We start from the raw sequence: 18,564 nt of genomic DNA, 5'->3' as shown, positions 1-18,564 counted from the left end.
TGCGGGGCGTGGATTGGGGGAGGCGACGGTTCTTAAACATAGCCTTCGTTTTTGCAGTAATATTGCTACTTTTCCGCATTCAATCAGCTCGAATTAACACTAATTCCCTCAACCTTTCAGGCAATGATATTGCAGGGATCCCCGAGGTCCGTCAAGCGCTCACGCTGAAGGAAGTTTATCGTCTGCTCTTACAGTATGCAGGGCGATTGTCAGAAATGCCCACCGTTACGGGGCTTCAGAGCATCGATTTGCCAGGCGATACCGCCGACGCCGGGCTGGATGGCCGACGTCGAGGATGGATCGGAACCCTGCAGACCGACAGGGAACAGATTACGGTGCGGGTGGAAGACGGATATGTTAGGGAAGCACTTTCACAACCTCTGTCGGAACCGCTCCCTTCCCTTCCCGAGCTTGTGATCGACTCGCCTCAGGCGTTGCGTCAGGCACAGTCGGCCTACCCGGATTTGAAACCTTCCAGCGACTTGAAAGGCCAGGGGTTGCACTACTTTCTGGGCACAACGGAGTCGGGGGAAAGCGTTGTGGGCATCCTGGGCATACGCGGGAAACAACGGAGCAGAATCCTGGTGAACTCTCAATCGGGCCGCGTGGTCGCCGCTCAAACCTACACCTGGGCCGGAGAGGGAGGGATCCTCTACTCCACGGATGGAGGGAGGACCTGGTTTGCCTCTGACCTTCGTGGACGGATGGTGAAAGCAATTGCGATATCTCCGGGTAATCCGGACGTGGCATATGCCGTCGCTCCGGACCCTGGTGGGATTGTTGTCTACCGCACCCGGAACGGCGGCGCGAACTGGGAGGAGTGGGGACGCCTCCCGCCCGAGGCCGGCGACTGGCCCTTTGATGCTGTAGTTGTCGGGAACAAAGAGGGGCGGGAAACCCTGCTGGTCGGAACGTGGACGGGAGTCTGGCAATCCCGGGACGGACGGTCCTGGTCACCGGTGAACGGTGAACTATCGGGGCCCGTTCAGTGGCTTGTCGGACTCGAATCTCAGAGCGGCGAGAGGCTGTTTATCAGCGTGACGGCCGGTGAGGACCGCGGGTTGTATGCCGGCACGGAGGATGGCCGGTGGACACGGATCGCCCGCGGGGTTTATCGCCTCTCCCCATCGGTTGACGGCAGAAGCATCATCGCCGTTGACGAAGAAACCCCCGGACAAGCGCTGCTCCTGCAGGAAGGAAAGGTGCAGGCCATAAAGGTTCCTGCTTCGCTCCTGGAAGCCGCCGGGGATTTCGCCCGGGATGCCGCCTGGCTTGTTCGTTCTCCGTCCGGTGGTGTGGGGCTGTTCCGGAATGATACGGACGACGTGCAATGGACGTTGCCGGGCCCGATTGCGAGCGTGGCCGTCTCGCCTGCCTATCCGACAGAGCGGGTGGCCCTGGCGGGGGGATTCCGCGGCGGTATCTTCCGCACCACAGATGGCGGAAAGCACTGGGAACGGGTCCTGGCTTGGCCTTCCGCTTTGATTCCCGGCAGTGACGAAATCTACGAAATCGTCTTTCTGTCCCCCGAAAAAGTTTTAGCGATTCAGGGAGGGAGGATGACATGGCAACAGCGATGAAGAAGCGATGGTCGAGGGTTCTTGCTCTGCTCCTGATCCCTGGTAGCCTGGCGTATGCAGCTTCTGTCGCTCCGGTTTGGGCTGGCCATTACACGGGGTGGTTCACCGGCTACGCCATGGGGAACCGTTATGGGGGTGCGGGCGTGGAAATCCGACAGGGACACTTTGCCAATCATTACTATGCCTGGTGTCCAAATGACCCGGCAGCATGGTGGACCTGGGGCACCCGCATTGACACGGATAGCCCCATTAAGCAACACAATCAATCAGGTGGGGATGTCTATTACAGCACTTTTTATCTGGAAGACGTGGGCGACCCCAGTTGCTCCATGGGGAATTACTGGGTGGATATCTACTTTGGACGTTGGGAAAACCGCCCCTCTTCGGACCCGAACTACTGCTACTGCTCGGGAGTCACCAGTCCGGGGTTTTGCTATGCGGCCAGCGCAAACTCTTGTTCGGACGCCATCAACTTCGGTCGACAATGGCGTGGCTACACGGGACCGTAAATGAATCGAAGGATAGGGCCAGCGCCGGTATGATGCCCGCTCCTTCGGCCGGAGGTGGAGGATGAAACGGGAAGCGATCATCGGGCTGGCAGGCATCATCCTGCTTGTGGCCGGGCTCTGCGCCTGTGGGACGCGAAGCCCGGCCCCACCCTCGACTCCGACACAGCAGGCTATCGCTCCGGAGTCCTCTCATGCCCCTACCCTGACGCCCCCTGCGGTGAGGGCATCTCTCGCCCACACGGAAACGCCCTCTGTGCACCTAATGCCGACGGAAACCCCGGACTGGCGCTCTCTCCTTCCGCCCACCTCCGAACCTGCCCCCACCCCCGAGAAGATCTGGCCGGTTTATCCTCCCCCTACCCCGGAGCCCGGACAGGTCCTGGGTGGCGGGACGGTTCAGGATGGTCCGTTTAACTTCACGCTGTGGGTTGTGAAAGACCCGAGTTTCGGTCATAACCCCGTCGCCCCTTCGCTTTACAGCGACGTGGAAGGTAGAGCCGTCTATATGAGCTGGGTTTACAACGGGGAGGAACCTCTTGCCGGGCCTGTTTTTGAGTACTGGGGCCTCCCGCTTCCCCGCCGGGATAGCCTCCCGGTGGCTGAATACGCCCGTATAGAACGGGGGTGGGGTGGCGGACACAGTGTAGGGGTTCATTGCAGTCCAGACCTGTTTCCGGCACCATGCTCTACCGCTCCCATCAAAGCGGGCTTGATCCTGATCACGCCGGTCGGTTCTTATGGAGCCTGTATCCGGTTCACCCTCACCCCGGATCTTGCGGACATAGACCCCGCGAGCATCGCCGTTGGATATTTGCCATGCAAGGACCCCAATCCTGCAAGGTGACCTTCGGGACCGAGGCTCCGGAAAATCGGGACCAACCTGGGACCAGATTGGGACCACTTTGTCACCCCCTTTTTGTGAGAGGTGGATATATCGGGATACGAAGGAGAGCCCATGCTCGGACGAGTGCTGCGAAAGGAGGAAAAACAATGCCCAACCATTGGCTGTTATATGACAGCGGGTGTGCGGTGTGCGCCGCCCTGGCCCAGGAGGTGGAAGCCCGCAACGACGGATGGCTGAAAATGCACTCACTGCGATATCACGAGTAGCCCAATGATAGAAAATTATGATCAGGAGGTGATCCATGAAGAGGAAATGGTTCCGGACATTCGCGAAACTAATTGTAATTTCTTGGGCTATTTTATCAACATTTTATATATCTAAGGCCGGCACTACATATCATTGGGATTGGCAGGAAAGTCCAAATTGGGGCTCTTGGACCTGACAGCCATATTACTCTGGTTATGATATCCGCTGGGCCATAACTGATTGGTGGTATGAGCAAAACGCAGCCGCTATTCGATCAAATGCTTGGAAAGGATTTCGCTTGGAATGGGAAGGATATAAGCCAGACCCTCAAGCATATTGTGATCAGATGAACGCTTGGTTTGTGAATAGCAGTGGTCTTCCTAATGCAACCTGGAATCGGTATAACAAATGCGGCCGTTCAGATATTTATGAGGTTATTTATATCTGGTTTAATGCGTCTCAAATTCAATCTAATACTTACTATCATACCGACACTCGATGGCGACAAACACAAAATCCAACCACCGGCGAGGTTAATTATTCCCTTGGTTGCAACCTTTGCGCTAACGATGATTGGCTCGGCAAACTGGTATATGGGTCTAATTACTCTAAGTCTTATACAGATCCTCCGGGTTTAGCCCCATAATCTGAGTTGCAGGAGGTTAATGATGAAAAGGCGTGTGATGCTGGCCCTGGCGATCGGATTGGCATTCATCGGTGCCACGCTCCCCCCGACGTGGCCCACCCCGATCACCCGCGAGGGGGAGGGTTATTCGGCCGTTGCCGTGCGGGAGCCGGATGGCCTCTGGGTCATTCAAGCCCGGCTGGTGGCGAACACCCCGGACGTCCTCGCCACCTACCGCCAGGCTCGCCTGGCAGCCGCGAAGGCCCTCCTGGATCGCCCCTGGCCGGGCCCCCTCCCTGTCCAGATCACCTTCCGCTCCCCCCTCTCCTTTCGTGCCGTCCAGAGCCTCCTCCAGGCCGGCCATCTGGAGTTCGACAGCGTGGCGGGCGTGCTGGCCCCCGACTTCGCCTGGGGCGGATGGGCGGACCCGCGGGAGTGGACCGCGACCGGCCTCGCGATCGATCCCCCCTGGCTGGAACGGATCGGTTGGTCCGGCGACCCTTGGGAGGCCCCCCTCGTCACCCATCTCACCGGCTGGCTCCATCGCCCCGAGGACCTGCGCTTCTGGTTGGAGCGACCGGAGGTGGAGCTGGTCGACACCCTGGGGGCCGAGCTGGAAGCCTGGGTGCGCCGCAGCCTCCCTTACCGCCTCGGGGGCGGGCGCCTGGGATATGCCCACCGGATGATCCCGACGCTGCCTTGGATCGAATACGCCCGATTCCCGGCGCCGGAGGGCCGATGATCCGCACGGTGCGAGAAGGAACTGAATGGGTGCTGATCCATATCGGGGTGGGGGCCCTGGCCCTGCTCGGGCTGTGGGAGTGGGAGCGGACAGGGCTGGCGGCCCTCCGCCCCCTGTGGAGCCGCCTCCCGGGGTGGCCTCCCACGGATGTTACCTTTTTTCTCTTCACCGGCGGCCTGGGGGTGGGGCTGCTCCTCGGCCTGGGTCAGGCTCTGACCGGCCGCCTGCCGGTGAGGTCCGCATCCTGGATCCTCCGCAGCGGCCTGGGGGGCGGGCTGGCCCTCTTGATCCCCTGGGGGCTCCTCTGGGCCATCGGCCCGGAGCGGGTCCTGCCCCCCATGCCCCCGGAGTTCTCTTCCTTCCTTCTGATCTTCGGGGTCAACGGGGCCAGCCTGGGGCTGGGGGTGGGGCTGGCCCAATGGACGCTCCTCCGGCGGGTGATCCGCGCGGCCTGGGCGTGGCTGACCCTGACCGCCTTCGGAGGGCTTCTGGCGGGATGGGGGATGGCGTGGTGGGCGGGACACTGGATGGATCGCCTTCCGGAGGGTCAGGAGCCGCTGGGATGGCTGGCCCTGGGTGCTCTCGCCGGGCTGCTCTTCGGGGTCACGACGGCCTGGGGCCTCCCCGCCCTCTCTCCTCCCGAAACGGATCGCCCGCGAAAGATCCGCCACGCATCATTCGGAGGAAGGGAACCGGAAAACCCATAGAGGCTCTGGCCCTCTCGGAGGCGGGCGAGTGGCTGGCCATCGCGGAGGGCGACATCGACGGCCCCTGGATTGCCCGGTATTCCGTGGCGACCGGACAGCCCTTCGCGCGCTGGCTGGCAGACACCGTGGCGGTGCTCCGGTCGGCCTTCGGTCCGGGGGGAACTTGGCTGGCCTCGGGCACTGGAGAGGGGACCGTGAAAATCTGGCGGGCCCCCGATGGGGCGCTGCCCCAGATCCTGGAAGGCCACACAGAGGCCATCCTCGCCCTCAAGCTCTCCCCCGATGGCCGAACGCTAAGCGGAGGGGAAGCGAGGGTCGAACGATGGTTGTTGTAGGACGGTGGGTGTTCCATATGCGCCGCCCTGGCCCGGGAAGTGGAAACGCTCAGCGGCGGGCGGCTGGGGGTGCGGTCGCTACGGGAGCCCGAGGTGCAGGCCCGACGGAACCCGGCCCGCCCTGGCTGGCGCTAAGAGCCGATGCCCCTGGAAATCGAGGGGAAGCACGTCCGGGTCTTCACGGGCCTGGCGATGTGCTGGCGCCTGGTGCAGGTTCTGGGCCCGGTGCGGGCGTTGCGGGTGGCCCAGGCCGTGGCTCGGATGGGAGGCCTGGTGCTGGGGGTGGATTGGAATAGGCAGCAGCTGTTGCAGCAGATGGCCATGGCCCTCGGCGGATGGATTGTCTGGCGAGGATTCGGCAGGTTCGTTTCCCCACCCATTGAGCGCTATGCCCCTGCAGAGATTGTGGAAGTCCTGATGAGAACGCCACAATGTGGTAGGCTTCAAACAGGCGGTGAAAGCCCTTCCAGGGAGGCATGGTCATGGACGAACGGCATCTGAAGGGGAGGTGAACGATGAAGGCTAAGTGGATGCTTCTTCTCACGGGCCTCCTGATCCCCCCAGGATCTCCGCCAGCCCCTCAACCCGAACAACCTGGCCCCTATGGGCATCGGCGAGGAGCCCCTCCGCTTTCAGGAAGGCTACGGAAGATCGATGCTCGTCTGGGATGGCTCCGCCACCGCCGCCGTGTTCCCCTTCCTCATACCGTTACGCGAGCGCCGAGGAGGCCCGCCGGGTTGCAAACGCCCTGGCTCAGGGGATGCAAGCCCGGTTTCCAGGGATGAAAGCCCATCCGGAGGCAGGGGGCTGGCGGCTCTCCGTGTGGGACTCCGAGGGAGGGTTCCTCCAGGTCCTGCTACAGGCCCGCGGGGAGATCCTCAGCCTCCTGATCGTGAACGGAGATTCGGAAGCCAGGGTCCGGGCGATCATGGATCAGGCGATCCAGACCCTTCCCACGCCACCGGGGCGTTGAGAGGTCCATGGTGAAGAACGAGGGCCGGGGGCTTCCAATGAGCGGTATCCCCAGGATGCTGTGGCAGCCGCCAGCGCCGGGCGGCTGCGGGTGTGGAGCTTGTGGAAGCCGGAGATCCGGGCACGGTTGACCACAGGAGCCGATGCTCATCGAAATGGTGGTAGGGAAACGCCCGGAGGAGCGGCGATGGCGCTTCCTCAATCGGAAGGCGATTCCGTTTCCTCCCGCCGGGCCAGCAGGATGCTCCCCCGCAGCGCCTCCTCCAGCCCGGGAGGAAGATCCGAACCCACCAACAAAAGGTCCAGGCCGATCTCCAGCCGGCGGGAGAAGAAGAAAAAATACGGCTTCATCGCCTCCAGAGGGTTCCCCGAGATCTCCTTCACCCGAAGCAGCAGATCCACATCGCTGGTGCCCGTAGCGGTCCCGGCCGCCAGAGAGCCGATCAGCCGCACCTCCTGGAGCGCCGGGAAGGCCTCCAGGGCCTCCACCGCGACCTCCTGCAACCGCCGGAGCACCTCATCCCGATCCAGGAAGATGGCTTTCACAGCACCCGATGATATGATCCGCCGCACGAAGCGCCTCCCGGGCCTGGGTTTCCGTGAAATCATCCGCCGGCTTGCCCAAGGGGAAACCATTCGGATCGCGAGGGGGGATGTAATACAGATCCAGCAATCGGGCGTCATCCAGGATCTCCAGAGGAACCTCGATTCGCTGTCCGATCAGCTTCAGCATCTCGGTCAGGGAATGTCCCCACAGCGTCAGGCCCAGCGCCAGCCCCAGCGCTTTGATCACCTTCTCCGCGGACTGCTGGAGGGTGAAACATGCCCATTCATAGTCCAGAAGCGCCCGCTCACGATCCCGCTTCCCCGGTTGGCCATTGGATCCCCCATAGAAAGCGGATCCCTCGCCAGGAATTATATCCGACCACCCGGCACCGGATCCGTCGACCCTCCCGGCGCCCACCTGGCCCCCAGGATTCGGACATCCACCTCCGGGTTCGAACGAGGGAGCCTCGATCGCGTCTCTCCTCACTCCCGATGGGGATTTGACGGAGCACCCCCGATCCCCCTAAAATGATGAACGAGCCGATCCTTTTCAGGCATGGACGGGGCGGCGGGCTTTCTCCTGGGGGAGCCGATGCGGAAATAGGGAAGCTCACTCCGCTCCTCTATCCGGACTTCGAAAGGCTCAACCGGATCCTCGCCATGGGGCCTCCCGGATTCCATCGGGAGGGATGGGAAAGTGCGTGAGATGCGGTATTACATCCACACGTTCGGTTGTCAGATGAACGTGGCCGACAGCGAGCGGCTGGCCTCGGCCCTGGAGAAGCTCGGCTACCAGATGGCCGAGCGCCCGGAACAGGCCGACGTGCTGGTCGTCAACACCTGTGTGGTGCGCCAGTCGGCCGAGGAGAAGGCCTACGGGTGGCTCCATATGGTCCGCCCCCTCAAAGAGCGGCGGCCGGATCGCGTGGTGGCGGTCATGGGCTGTCTGGTGGGCGTGAAGGGCAACGAGGGGCTCCGCCGGGCCTTCCCCTGGGTGGACGTCTTCATGCCCCCCGCGGATCCCCGCCCGCTGGTGGACTTCCTGGCGCGGCGGATCGATGAGGGCCGGGCGGTGGCGGACCTGGAGCGCATGATCCGTTACGCCCTCCAGGACGAGGAGCTGGTGCTGCCGCCCTCCGAGCGGGGCCGCAAGGTGACCGCTTACGTCCCGGTGGTCCACGGCTGCTCCTTCGGCTGCACCTTCTGCATCATCCCCTACCGCCGTGGCCCGGAGCGGAGCCGACCGGTAGGCCAGATCGTCGCGGAGGTGCGCGCCCTGGCCGAACAGGGCGTCCGGGAGGTCACCCTGCTGGGCCAGATCGTCGACCGTTATGGGAAAGATATCCCTGACGGCCCGGACCTGGCGGATCTGCTCCGCGCAGTCCATGAGGTGGAAGGGATCCAGCGCATCCGCTTTCTGACCTCCCACCCCAGCTTCATGACCGACCGGATCATCGAGGCGGTGGCGGAGCTGCCCAAGGTCTGCGAGCACATTGAGATCCCCGTTCAGGCCGGTAACGATGAGGTGCTGGCCCGCATGCGCCGCGGCTACACGGTGGCCGATTATAAGCGCGTGGTGGAAAAGATCCGCCGGCGCATCCCCAGCGCCTCCATCGCCACGGATATCATCGTCGGCTTCTGTGGGGAGACGGAAGAGCAGTTTATGGACACCTACCGGCTGGTGGAGGAGCTGGAGTTCGACGTGGTGCACATCGCCAAATACTCCCCGCGGCCGGGGACGGTGGCCTGGCGCACGATGGCCGACGATGTGCCGCCCGAGGAGAAAGAGCGGCGCTTCCGCATGCTGGAGGAGCTTTACGAGCGGATCTCCCGCCGCAAGAACGAGGCCCTCATCGGGCAGACCGTGGAGATCCTGGTGGAGGACCGCAACGAGAAGGGCAAGTGGTTCGGGCGGACCCGCAACAACAAGTTGGTGTTCTTTGAGGACGGCGACCGCGACTGGCGGGGCCAGCTGATCCAGGTCCGCATCACCTCGGCAGGCGCCTGGTCCCTCCAGGGAACCCCGATCTCGACGGCATAATCCTGCAGCCTTCAGGCGTAGGACAACTGCAAGCAGTTGCCCTACAGCGAGGGCGGCAGCGGGTGTGTTGCTGCCGCCCCTGTTTTTTATTCCACCACGATATTGATCAGGCGCCCCGGCACGTAAATGATCCGCTGGGGCTGCCGGTCACCCAGATGTCGGCGGACGTTGGCCCGATCCAGGGCGATGCGCTTCGCTTCCTCCTCGGTGATCGAGGCCGGCACGTCCACCCGATCGCGCACCCGCCCGTTGATCTGGATCACCAGGGTGATGGTATCCGCCTTCGCCAGATCCTCATCCCATCGCGGCCAGGGCTGCTGATGCACGCTGTATGGATAGCCCAGCCGTTCCCACAGCTCCTCGGCCAGATGCGGCACAAACGGCGCCAGCAGCAACACCAGCGTTCGGATGGCCTCGGTCCATGCCTCATGGCGGACCACGGGGGTGTTCCGGGCGTCCTGCAGGTAATTGGTGAACTCCATGAGCGCAGCGATGGCCGTATTGAACTCGAAATCCTCCAGGTCCTGCGTCACCCGCTTGATGGTCCGATGGGTCCACCGCCTCAGCGCGGCCACCTGCTCTGGAGCGGGCTCTCCCTCCCCTTCCGCCGGCTCCAGCACCAGATTCCACACCCGGTGCAGCCACCGGTGCACACCTTCGATGCCGGTGGAGCTCCACGGTCCGCCCACATCCCAGCGGAAGCCGAACATCAGGTAAGCCCGCACCGTGTCCGCCCCGTAGCGCATCACCAGCTCATCCGGCGCCACCACGTTCCCCCGGGACTTGGACATCTTCTCCCGGTCCTCGCCCAGGATGACACCCTGGTTGCGCAGGCGGATCATCGGCTCATCGAACCAGACCATCCCCATATCCCGCAGCGCCTTGGTCCAGAACCGGGTGTAGAGCAGGTGCATGGTGGCATGTTCCACCCCGCCGGTATACAGGTCCACCGGCAGCCAGTAGCGGGCCTCCTCCTCATCCCACGGCGCGTCATCTTTATGCGGACTCAGATAGCGATACTGATACCAGGAGGAATCGACGAAGGTGTCCATGGTATCCGTCTCCCGCTCGGCCGGCCCGCCGCACTGGGGGCAGGTGGTCTTCACGAAGTCCTCCAGGTATTTCAGCGGCGACTCGCCGGTGGGGAGCACGTTGACGCTCTCCGGCAACAGCACCGGCAGCTGGTCCTCGGGCACGGGGACGGTGCCGCACTTCGGGCAGTAGATGATGGGGATGGGGGTGCCCCAGTAGCGCTGGCGGCTGATGCACCAGTCCCGCAGCCGGTAGGAGACGGCGGGGCGGCCCAGGCCGCGCCGTTCCAGCTCGGCGACCACCGCCTTTTTGCCCTCCTCGCTGGGCAGGCCATCGAAGGGGCCGGAGTTCACCATCGTCCCGGGCCCTTCATAGGCAGCGGAGAGCGGCTTCCCATCCCAGCCCGGCGGGGCGATCACCATCCGGATGGGCAGGTTGAACTTCACCGCGAACTCAAAGTCCCGCTGGTCGTGGGCCGGCACGCCCATCACCGCCCCCGTCCCGTATTCCATCAGCACGTAATCGGAGATCCAGATGGGCAGCCGTTCATCGGTCAGGGGATGGCGGGCGTAGGCCCCGATGAAGACGCCGGTCTTCTCCCGCTCCAGGGACAACCGTTCGATCTCCGTGCGGCGCTGGGCCTCCTGGATATAGGCCTCCACCTCCGCCCGGCGCTCCGGGGCGGTCAGCTTCGGCACCAGGGGATGCTCTGGAGCCAGCACCACGAACGTGGCCCCGAACAGGGTGTCCGGGCGGGTGGTGAAGACCACAATGGAATCCTCTCCTTCTGTGGGGAAGACGATCTCGGCGCCCTCGCTGCGCCCGATCCAGTTCCGCTGCATCGTGCACACCCGCTCCGGCCAGTCCAGCTGGCTGTGATCCAGGAGCTCATCGGCATAGGCGGTGATGCGCAGGAACCACTGCTCCAGCTCCTTCTTGATCACCGGCGTGCCGCACCGCTCGCAGACCCGCTCGCCATCCTGGCTGATCACCTGCTCCCGGGCCAGGGTGGTGTTGCATTTCGGGCAGAAATCGACCGCCGAGCGTTTGCGGTAGGCCAACCCACGCTTATAGAACTGAATGAAGAACCACTGGTTCCACTTGTAGTATTCCGGCTCGCAGGTGATCACCTCCCGTGTCCAGTCGAAGGAGGCCCCCATGCTGCGCAGCTGGCGGCGCATCCGCTCGATGTTGGCGTAGGTCCAGGTCTTCGGATGGGTATTGTGTTTGATGGCCGCGTTCTCCGCGGGCAGGCCGAAGGCGTCGAAGCCGATCGGGAAGAGGACATTGTAGCCCTTCATGCGCAGATAGCGGGCCACCGCATCGCTGGGGGCCATGGCGAACCAGTGACCCATATGGAGATCGCCCGAGGGATAGGGGAACATCGTCAGGAAGTAGAACTTGGGACGGCTCGGGTCGCGGACCGCCCGGTAGATCCCCGTTTCCTCCCAGCGCTCCTGCCACTTCGGCTCGATCACCTGAGGATCATAGCGCTCCATTTCCCCACCTCCTTCCGCATCCCATCCGGTCAAACCACGCATCTCACAATGAAGACTTCAATTGCCAGACTGGCCACCGAGGGCAGTCAGCCCAACTCCCCCGAATTTCCATCCCGACGGCCCCTCGAGCCGCAGGCCATCAAGCTGCGGTCACAGGCGTCAGCCACCCATACACATCCGGCGCCCGGCCTGTCACGATGGCGAAGAACCGTTCCTGGAGGCGGCGGGTGATCGGGCCGGGCTGCCCGCATCCGATAGGGATGCGATCCACCGATCGCACCGGAGTGATCTCCGCTGCGGTCCCGGTCATAAAGATCTCATCGGCTGCATACAGCCATTCCCGCGGGATGGGCTGCTCCCGGACCTCAATCCCCTGCTCCCGGGCCAGCGTCAGCACCGCGTCGCGGGTGACGCCCAGCAGGATCGAATTGTGGAAGGGCGGCGTGTAGAGCACGCCATCCTTGATCAGGAATAGATTCTCCCCGCTCCCCTCCGCCACATAGCCATAGGCGTCCAGCATGATCGCTTCCGCATATCCCAGATCATGGGCTTCCATGGCCGCGAACTGCGAGTTGACATACTGGCCGCCGATCTTGCCCAGCGCCGGGAAGGTGTCCGGCGCCATGCGCCGCCACGAGGAGACGATGACATCCACCCCCTTCTCCAGCGCCTCCTGGCCGAGATACTTCCCCCACTCGAAGGTGATGATCACCACCTCCACCGGGCACGAGCGGCCATCCACCCCCAGGGGACCCGGGCCTCGAAAGACCAGGGGGCGGATATAGCAGGAGGAATGCCCATTGGCCCGCACCGTCTCCACGACCGCCTGCATAAGCTGTTCCTCGGTGTAAGGGATCTCCAGGCGGAGGAGGCGGGCGGAGAAGAGCAACCGGGCCAGGTGCGGTCGAAGCCGGAAGATCGCCGCCCCCTGGGGCGTCTCATAGGCCCGGATCCCTTCGAACACGCTCGTTCCATAATGCAGGGCATGGGCCGTGACGTGCACCGTGGCCTGATCCCAGGGCACCAGCCGCCCGTTCCACCAGATCCACTCGCTTCTCGGCGCCATCGGGCCTTCCCCCCTTAAAAGGATCGAAGGATCTCTGTGCCCAGGATCCAGAGGGCGATGAGCGACAGCGATAGCTCAAGCAGGAGCAATAAGGGCTGCCGATAGTATCGGCGGTAGAAGGCCAGCCCACGGACCCCAGCGGCATGGAGGTCCCGGGGCCACAGGGCATACTGGCGCCGGCGCCATGGCCAGAGCCACATAATCCCATCATCGGTCCCGATACTATCCAGCACAAGGTGCGTCATCGGCAGCCCGACCACCAGCCCCGGCGGCAGATGGAACCCCCAGGCCAGGATCCCGCCCCAGAACACCCAGAACAGCGGTGTATGGGTCCAGAGGGCGTGATGGGGATTATGACCCTCTCCGCCCGTTCGCCGCTGACGCCACCAGCCCCATAGAAGATCCAGATCCGGCAACCCGCTGAGCAACGCCGCCAGACCAGCGACCCCGAGGTGAAAGGGCTGATGCGCTGCCCGCTGGATCATATAGGCGGCGACCACCCCGGCCGCCACATGGGCCATCACCGTCATCCACTCCTCCGGCCTGAGGGGATTTCCGGCATGACGGGCACTGTCGGGCTCTTCGTTCGATAGACAGAATGGCCTCTTCTATGATAACGGCCCAGGGGGTGGAGGCGCCTCGGGTCCCCGGACCGGGTCCTGAAGCCCTCTAAGGGAAGAGCCGCCGGGCCGCTCCCGTGGAAACAAGGAGCCCCCCTCCGTCAGGGACGAAGGGGGGCTCCTCCGCGGTCCCACCCTGCTTCACCGGAAGGGCATGCCGATGCTTCCGGTGCGCTCTGGCGCGGTAACGGGCGCGACCCGGCCGGAGCTACAGCGGGAACGGCTTTCACCCCGGCGGCTCCAGGGCGAGTTCGACCTTTGGGGGCTCTGTGCCCCCGGGCCCTCCCCATAGGCCCTGCGGCCTCGCACCTTCCGGCCGCTCGCTGGGGGATGGTCTACTACTCCCCTTCTTCGCCTTTACATCTGCGAGAACAAATCAATTTCCGCTCAGTTTGTCTCCGTCGCCGGCTGGTAAAGAGGGCTCTTGGCGCTCCAGGGAACTTCGGATAAAACAACAGGGCGCCTTCGCGCCCCGGGAGAAGGTGGACCCGACGGGATTCGAACCCGTGACCTCCGCCGTGCCACGGCGGCGCGCTCCCAACTGCGCTACGGGCCCACAGCAGTGGAGCCGACCGGATTCGAACCGGCGACCTCTCCCGTGCGAGAGGAGCGCTCTCCCAGCTGAGCTACGGCCCCACTGGCACGTTTATTTTACCTTGGAGCCATGAGCACTGTCAAGGCGGCGGACCGCATTTGGATCTTGAGAGAACAGCTGGGCTGCCTACCGGCATCCGCATGCCTCTGGGGAAGGACAGTCGCACACCTCCGCCACCGCCTCGATCTCCACCCGGGCGCCCATGGGGAGCGCGGCCACGCCCACCGCCGAGCGGGCTGGCGGCGCCTCGGGGAAGAACTCGGCATAGACGGCATTCATCCGGGGCCACTCGGCGAGATCCACCAGAAAGACCGTCGTCTTGACCACATGGCGCAGGCAGGATCCCGCCGCCTCCAGGATCGCCCGCAGGTTCTCCAGGGCCTGTCGGGTCTGGCTCTCGATATCCGGCCCGGCCAGCTGGCGGGTGTCGGGGGCCAGACCCAATTGCCCCGCGGTGAAGATGAGGTTCCCGATCCGGATCGCCTGAGAATAGGGGCCAACCGCCGCGGGGGCTTTCTCCGCCACAATCACTTCCCGGGCCATGGGAATTCCCTCCGGAGGGTGGAAGATCAGTTTTCCCGCATGACGCGGGATCCATACAGCACATGCTGTCGGACCGCATGACAGAGCAGGCAAAGGGGGTCCTCACAGAGCAGGGCCATCGGATCCCGACGCAGGAGATCCAGCAGGAGCTGGACCATCCGCCCCAGCGGCAATCCCTGGATGGCCCAATCTCCCAGGTGGACCCGACGGGTGGCCGGTTCCAGCACCGGGGCGGCCGCCCCAAAGCCCCGCCGGCACCCCGGAAAGCCCGGCAATTCCACTACCCGTCGATCCATCAACGCCCAGCGGACGAAGGTCTTCCGGCCGGCCAGGGCTTCCACGTAATGGATGGCCACATTCATGGTGTGATCCGCCCCCACCAGGAGCACATCGCCATCCTCCGCATGCAGCCAGCGAAGGGGCCCCCATGGATCCAGAAGGGATTGCGCGGCGATGGCGGCCTCCGCCTGGGGGCCCACTGCCAGGAATGAGAGGACGGGATGCTCGCTGCGTCGCGCCCCGGGGAGCCGACGAACCTCCTCCGGGAACGGCCCCCATTCTGGATCCGCCGGCAAATCGCTTTGAAAGAACGTGGCCCGGGCGTTGGCCGCCTGCATGGCCAGATAGACCACCCCGTTATCCGGTGGCCCCACCCGCGGGTAAACCATGGTCCGCGAGGTGAAGGCAGGGGTGATCCAGGTGTTCCCTCGCATCGCCGCCTGGACCGCGCCGAGGATGGTGGCGAGGCCTCCCCGCACCCGACGCTCCACCTCCGGAGCCACCAGGATCAGGGCGGGGCCGCTCGAATTCCAGCGCACCGCCTCCAGGGCCAGGGTAAGGGTCCGGAAACTGATCAATGAGCTCACCGGGCTCAGCGTCCTTTCCATTCCGGCTTTCGCTTCTCGATGAAGGCTCGCATGCCTTCCTTCTGATCTTCTGTGGCAAACAGGAAGTAGAACAACCGCCGCTCGTATTCCAGGCCATCCCGCAGGCTGGTCTCGAAGGCTCGGTTCACCGCCTCTTTCGCCAGCCGGACGGCGATGGGGGGACGGGCGGCGATCTCCTTCGCCAGGCGGATGGCTTCATCCAGGTAGGTTTCCACCGGGACCACGCGGGAGACCAGCCCGGCGGCCTCGGCTTCGCGGGCGTTCATGTAGCGTCCGGTGAGGATCATCTCCATCGCCTTCGATTTGCCGATCGCCCGGGTCAGGCGCTGGGTTCCCCCAGCGCCCGGCATCACACCGATATTGATCTCCGGCTGGCCGAAGACGGCCGTCTCGGAAGCGATGATGATGTCACAGGCCATCGCCAGCTCGCATCCTCCGCCCAGACACCAGCCGGACACCGCGGCGATGATCGGCTTCCGGATCCGCTGGATTCGATCCCACCGGGAGATGTTATCCCGGAGCAACATCTCCACTGCGCTGGCCTCCGCCATCTCTTTGATATCTGCGCCGGCTGCGAAGGCCCGTTCGTTGCCGGTGATCACGATGCACCGGATCTGGTCATCCCGGTCGAAAGCCTCCAGGGCGGTGGCCAGCTCCTCCATCAGGACGCTGTTGAGGGCGTTGAGCTGTTGAGGCCGATTCAGGCGGATCAACCCGACGTTCTCCACAGCTTCCACCAGGATTGAGGTATATGCCATAGGATCCTCCTGCATGCGGGAGGTGGACCGGAAGGGAGCGCGATCGGCTCACCGGAAGTTGAGCAGGAAAATCGCTTCGAGGGTGGCGTAAAGGTTCAACGTCATATGCATCACGATGGGAGGCCACAGGGAACGGGTGCGAGCCCGCAGGCCGGTCAGCGCCAGGCCTACCAGGAACGCCTGGGCGATCCAGAACCACTGGTCTGCCGTGCCGCCATAAGTGAAGAGATGAAAGAGGGCGAAAATCAAGGAGACCAGATAAATGGAAAACATGGGGCCCACCCGCGCCGCCAGAGCCGGATACAGCAGGCCCCGGAAGAGCAGCTCCTCGGTGGGCGGCCCGACCACCACGGTGAGGAACCCCATCGCGGCCCATCCCAGCGGATCCCGCCCTCGAAATAGGGGAACCAGGGTTTCCGGGATGACCGGGCGACCCAGGGCCATGGTCACAGCATCCAGCGCGACCCCCAGGCCCAGGGCCAGGAACGGCGTCGCCCACAAGGGGATCCGGACCGGGGGAACGAGGCGGAGGGCTGGGCCCAAAGGCCCACGCACCCACAGGCGCAGGCCAGCCGTTATCGTGAGCAGGATGAAGAGATAAATGAGGCCGTTGGCCAGCCCCATGAAGCGCCCGCTGGCGGCTGCCCGCTGGAACGCGGCGGCAAAGGGCTGACCGGGCTCCAGCAGCGCCCAGTAGATCAGAAAGACGAGAACACCCAGCATGAACTGGACCATCAGGAAATACGCCAGGGCCGTCAAGGCCAAGCCGATTCCCCATGGCGGGGCGGGCTCCAGTTCTTCCGATGACGAGGGGCGGGGGGGACGTGTCGCAGCCATCGCCGAAATGCTCCTGGGCATTGAGGTTACCGAAACGCGAAAGCCCATTCCACCGTCGGCCATCCCACACGGGGTGGGTTCAGCGCCTGCTCATAAACCCGTGCGAACTCTTCCTCAAAGCGCGCCGCCATCGCCGGATCCGCCACGATCAGGAAATTCTCATCATTATCCTCCGCCGCGTTGCGGGAAAAATTATACGATCCGAAGATCACCACCCGCCGATCGATGACAAAGACCTTGTGGTGCATGGTATAAGGGTTGCCGTCTTTCAGCACGTCGATCCCCGCCCGCCGCAGACGGTTGAACTGGCTGACTGGCGCCTCCGCGCCGCTGCGTTCCATCACGCCGTGGATTTCCACCCCCGCCTGCGCTCGCTCCAGCAGCACATCGCCGATGCGGGGATGGGTGAAGGAGAAGGCCATAAACACAATCCGCTCCCGGGCGTTGCGGAGCGCCGCCCGGATGGCTTCCACAGTTGGATCCTCCGGCGCGAAGTAATTTTCCACCGGGATCCCCTGGATGGTCAATCGAGGAACCGTGTCCCCGGAGGAGCGGGCCGGACCGAAGGCCCGGCGCTCGAACATGGCCGCGAACTTGACGGCGTAGTTGCGGGCCAGCTCCGGCGATCGGAGAAGCGCCGCATTGTTGTTGTTCTGATAGGCATCGTTGTCGGTGAAGTTCATCGAGCCCGTCCACACCCGCTCGCCGTCGATGACCATGAACTTGTTGTGCATATAGCCGTTCCGCTCGTCGGTGACCACCGGGATGCCCCCCGCCCGCAGGCGGGCGATGGCTTTTGTGCCCGCGTTGTCGGTTTCGGTGACCACCCGAACCCGAACCCCACGATCACGGGCCCGCAACAGCGCATCCGCCACCGGCATCAGATCGATGTCGTAAACCGCCACATCCAGGGTTTGGCGCGCGCCCTCAATGGCCGCGATCAGCGAATCGACCACCCCTCCCCGGTGGAACTCCGGAGCATCCGGGAAGCGCGGGGTGGTGAAGAACACTTCATACCAGCTTCCCGACCCCACCGGGGGAGAAGGGGAAGGGGAAACGCCCGGTCGGCCCAGACGATAAATGACAGCCAGCACGAGCAGCGCCAGGACGGCCAGGCCGATCAGCCCGGTGAGGGGGAGCGTTCCCCAGGGTACGGGCAACGCAGCTTTTCGTGTCCGTCGCGGGCGGGAGGCAGTCATGGTTTTCCCCTCCTCCGGGATTCGGGATGGACGCTCCAGCGAACGGGCTACGGCTGCCAGGGGGCCAGCGCATCCAGCACCCATACCAGGCGATCCTCCACCGTCCAGCTCTTCCATCCTGGCGGCACGTGAAGCCCCCATTCGGCGAGCAAGGCTCTGGCCTCCTCTTCCGAAGCCTGAACGGCGCGCCGGATCCGGCGCATAGCCTGACGCACGGCCTCCCCCGTCTCTCCAGGATGGGAACCGATCCGGGCGAGGGCCCACCGGAGCAGGCGCTCCGCCTGATCATCGGTCAAGCCGCTCCGCCAGCTTTCATCCTCCAGCACCCGCTCCAGCCAGGCCTCCCACGCCGACCTCATCCCCTCTGCCTCCCGTTCCCCA

General features: G+C 64.1%; 20 protein-coding genes and 2 tRNA genes. 9 read left to right on the top strand and 13 right to left on the bottom strand.

Features of this window, described 5'->3' with window-relative positions:
* From VAE54_RS07045 to VAE54_RS07010, 8 genes are all read left to right on the top strand, one after another.
* On the top strand, positions 1 to 1,580 hold a 1,580-nt coding region (locus tag VAE54_RS07045; protein ID WP_322801239.1), incomplete at its 5' end, for a hypothetical protein.
* Complete coding sequence (locus VAE54_RS07040) at positions 1,565 to 2,089, top strand: hypothetical protein (RefSeq protein ID WP_322801238.1); 525 nt, start codon at positions 1,565 to 1,567, stop codon at positions 2,087 to 2,089. The genes VAE54_RS07045 and VAE54_RS07040, both read left to right, overlap by 16 nt.
* 61 nt (positions 2,090 to 2,150) lie before the next feature.
* The gene (locus VAE54_RS07035; RefSeq protein ID WP_322801237.1) at positions 2,151 to 2,933 is read left to right on the top strand and encodes a hypothetical protein; all 783 of its coding nucleotides are present in this window, start codon (positions 2,151 to 2,153) and stop codon (positions 2,931 to 2,933) included.
* 914 nt (positions 2,934 to 3,847) lie between these two features.
* Entirely contained in the window at positions 3,848 to 4,546 is a 699-nt protein-coding gene (locus tag VAE54_RS07030; RefSeq protein ID WP_322801236.1) for a hypothetical protein, read from the top strand.
* Positions 4,543 to 5,253: a hypothetical protein gene (locus VAE54_RS07025; protein ID WP_322801235.1), complete on the top strand. Its 711-nt coding sequence runs from the start codon at positions 4,543 to 4,545 to the stop codon at positions 5,251 to 5,253. The genes VAE54_RS07030 and VAE54_RS07025 overlap by 4 nt, the downstream gene beginning before the upstream one ends.
* Before the next feature lie 83 nt (positions 5,254 to 5,336).
* Positions 5,337 to 5,588 carry a hypothetical protein gene (locus tag VAE54_RS07020; protein WP_322801234.1) on the top strand — a complete coding sequence of 84 codons (252 nt, stop codon included), beginning with the start codon at positions 5,337 to 5,339 and terminating at the stop codon, positions 5,586 to 5,588.
* A gap of 141 nt (positions 5,589 to 5,729) precedes the next feature.
* Entirely contained in the window at positions 5,730 to 6,089 is a 360-nt protein-coding gene (locus VAE54_RS07015) for a hypothetical protein (RefSeq protein ID WP_322801233.1), read from the top strand.
* Between the two features lie 166 nt (positions 6,090 to 6,255).
* Positions 6,256 to 6,561 (top strand): hypothetical protein, encoded by a 306-nt coding sequence (locus VAE54_RS07010; RefSeq protein WP_322801232.1) that lies wholly within the window; start codon positions 6,256 to 6,258, stop codon positions 6,559 to 6,561.
* Between the two features lie 197 nt (positions 6,562 to 6,758).
* Here VAE54_RS07010 and VAE54_RS07005 read toward each other — a convergent pair whose 3' ends face one another.
* Both VAE54_RS07005 and VAE54_RS07000 read right to left on the bottom strand, forming a co-directional pair.
* Positions 6,759 to 7,133, bottom strand: coding sequence for a nucleotidyltransferase domain-containing protein (locus VAE54_RS07005; RefSeq protein WP_322801231.1), 375 nt, complete (start codon positions 7,131 to 7,133; stop codon positions 6,759 to 6,761).
* Positions 7,078 to 7,524 carry a HEPN domain-containing protein gene (locus VAE54_RS07000; protein ID WP_322801230.1) on the bottom strand — a complete coding sequence of 149 codons (447 nt, stop codon included), beginning with the start codon at positions 7,522 to 7,524 and terminating at the stop codon, positions 7,078 to 7,080. Before VAE54_RS07000 ends, VAE54_RS07005 begins: the two co-directional genes overlap by 56 nt.
* Positions 7,525 to 7,812: 288 nt before the next feature.
* On the opposite strand from VAE54_RS07000, the gene miaB reads away from it, so the two are divergent.
* The gene (gene miaB / locus VAE54_RS06995) at positions 7,813 to 9,147 is read left to right on the top strand and encodes a tRNA (N6-isopentenyl adenosine(37)-C2)-methylthiotransferase MiaB (RefSeq protein WP_322801240.1); all 1,335 of its coding nucleotides are present in this window, start codon (positions 7,813 to 7,815) and stop codon (positions 9,145 to 9,147) included.
* Positions 9,148 to 9,233: 86 nt separating this feature from the next.
* Here the strand turns inward: miaB and leuS are convergent, their stop codons facing one another.
* From leuS to VAE54_RS06940, 11 genes are all read right to left on the bottom strand, one after another.
* Complete coding sequence (leuS, locus tag VAE54_RS06990; protein ID WP_322801229.1) at positions 9,234 to 11,678, bottom strand: leucine--tRNA ligase; 2,445 nt, start codon at positions 11,676 to 11,678, stop codon at positions 9,234 to 9,236.
* Positions 11,679 to 11,817: 139 nt separating this feature from the next.
* A complete protein-coding gene (locus tag VAE54_RS06985; RefSeq protein WP_322801228.1) occupies positions 11,818 to 12,744 on the bottom strand; it encodes a branched-chain amino acid transaminase in 927 nt (308 codons plus the stop codon).
* 14 nt (positions 12,745 to 12,758) lie between these two features.
* Positions 12,759 to 13,274 carry a metal-dependent hydrolase gene (locus VAE54_RS06980; RefSeq protein ID WP_322801227.1) on the bottom strand — a complete coding sequence of 172 codons (516 nt, stop codon included), beginning with the start codon at positions 13,272 to 13,274 and terminating at the stop codon, positions 12,759 to 12,761.
* Positions 13,275 to 13,847: 573 nt separating this feature from the next.
* A tRNA-Ala gene (locus VAE54_RS06975) sits at positions 13,848 to 13,920 on the bottom strand.
* Between the two features lie 7 nt (positions 13,921 to 13,927).
* Positions 13,928 to 14,000: transfer RNA gene (locus VAE54_RS06970), tRNA-Ala, on the bottom strand.
* Positions 14,001 to 14,085: 85 nt separating this feature from the next.
* Positions 14,086 to 14,502, bottom strand: coding sequence for a RidA family protein (locus tag VAE54_RS06965; RefSeq protein ID WP_322801226.1), 417 nt, complete (start codon positions 14,500 to 14,502; stop codon positions 14,086 to 14,088).
* 26 nt (positions 14,503 to 14,528) lie between these two features.
* Positions 14,529 to 15,389: an AAC(3) family N-acetyltransferase gene (locus tag VAE54_RS06960; RefSeq protein WP_322801225.1), complete on the bottom strand. Its 861-nt coding sequence runs from the start codon at positions 15,387 to 15,389 to the stop codon at positions 14,529 to 14,531.
* Positions 15,374 to 16,147 (bottom strand): enoyl-CoA hydratase, encoded by a 774-nt coding sequence (locus VAE54_RS06955; RefSeq protein ID WP_322801224.1) that lies wholly within the window; start codon positions 16,145 to 16,147, stop codon positions 15,374 to 15,376. The genes VAE54_RS06960 and VAE54_RS06955 overlap by 16 nt, the downstream gene beginning before the upstream one ends.
* Positions 16,148 to 16,195: 48 nt before the next feature.
* Positions 16,196 to 16,984 carry a CPBP family intramembrane glutamic endopeptidase gene (locus VAE54_RS06950; RefSeq protein WP_322801223.1) on the bottom strand — a complete coding sequence of 263 codons (789 nt, stop codon included), beginning with the start codon at positions 16,982 to 16,984 and terminating at the stop codon, positions 16,196 to 16,198.
* A 26-nt stretch (positions 16,985 to 17,010) separates the two neighbouring features.
* Positions 17,011 to 18,183, bottom strand: coding sequence for a phospholipase D-like domain-containing protein (locus VAE54_RS06945; protein ID WP_322801222.1), 1,173 nt, complete (start codon positions 18,181 to 18,183; stop codon positions 17,011 to 17,013).
* A 47-nt stretch (positions 18,184 to 18,230) separates the two neighbouring features.
* Entirely contained in the window at positions 18,231 to 18,542 is a 312-nt protein-coding gene (locus VAE54_RS06940) for a hypothetical protein (RefSeq protein ID WP_322801221.1), read from the bottom strand.
* Positions 18,543 to 18,564: the final 22 nt, after the last annotated feature.

This window comes from Thermoflexus sp., assembly GCF_034432235.1.
Taxonomy (GTDB): Bacteria; Chloroflexota; Anaerolineae; order Thermoflexales; family Thermoflexaceae; genus Thermoflexus.
This window is presented reverse-complemented; position numbering and strand designations above follow the sequence as displayed.

Bases quoted from the DNA above. Each gene is read 5' to 3' on its own strand.
- VAE54_RS07040 (WP_322801238.1), top strand. From the start codon at position 1,565: ATGGCAACAGCGATGAAGAAGCGATGGTCGAGGGTTCTTGCTCTGCTC.
- VAE54_RS07035 (WP_322801237.1), top strand. From the start codon at position 2,151: ATGAAACGGGAAGCGATCATCGGGCTGGCAGGCATCATCCTGCTTGTG.
- VAE54_RS07030 (WP_322801236.1), top strand. From the start codon at position 3,848: ATGAAAAGGCGTGTGATGCTGGCCCTGGCGATCGGATTGGCATTCATC.
- VAE54_RS07025 (WP_322801235.1), top strand. From the start codon at position 4,543: ATGATCCGCACGGTGCGAGAAGGAACTGAATGGGTGCTGATCCATATC.
- VAE54_RS07015 (WP_322801233.1), top strand. From the start codon at position 5,730: ATGCCCCTGGAAATCGAGGGGAAGCACGTCCGGGTCTTCACGGGCCTG.
- VAE54_RS07010 (WP_322801232.1), top strand. From the start codon at position 6,256: ATGGCTCCGCCACCGCCGCCGTGTTCCCCTTCCTCATACCGTTACGCG.
- miaB (WP_322801240.1), top strand. From the start codon at position 7,813: ATGCGGTATTACATCCACACGTTCGGTTGTCAGATGAACGTGGCCGAC.
- leuS (WP_322801229.1), bottom strand. From the start codon at position 11,678: ATGGAGCGCTATGATCCTCAGGTGATCGAGCCGAAGTGGCAGGAGCGC.
- VAE54_RS06985 (WP_322801228.1), bottom strand. From the start codon at position 12,744: ATGGCGCCGAGAAGCGAGTGGATCTGGTGGAACGGGCGGCTGGTGCCC.
- VAE54_RS06980 (WP_322801227.1), bottom strand. From the start codon at position 13,274: ATGACGGTGATGGCCCATGTGGCGGCCGGGGTGGTCGCCGCCTATATG.
- VAE54_RS06965 (WP_322801226.1), bottom strand. From the start codon at position 14,502: ATGGCCCGGGAAGTGATTGTGGCGGAGAAAGCCCCCGCGGCGGTTGGC.
- VAE54_RS06960 (WP_322801225.1), bottom strand. From the start codon at position 15,389: ATGGAAAGGACGCTGAGCCCGGTGAGCTCATTGATCAGTTTCCGGACC.
- VAE54_RS06955 (WP_322801224.1), bottom strand. From the start codon at position 16,147: ATGGCATATACCTCAATCCTGGTGGAAGCTGTGGAGAACGTCGGGTTG.
- VAE54_RS06950 (WP_322801223.1), bottom strand. From the start codon at position 16,984: ATGGCTGCGACACGTCCCCCCCGCCCCTCGTCATCGGAAGAACTGGAG.
- VAE54_RS06945 (WP_322801222.1), bottom strand. From the start codon at position 18,183: ATGACTGCCTCCCGCCCGCGACGGACACGAAAAGCTGCGTTGCCCGTA.
- VAE54_RS06940 (WP_322801221.1), bottom strand. From the start codon at position 18,542: ATGAGGTCGGCGTGGGAGGCCTGGCTGGAGCGGGTGCTGGAGGATGAA.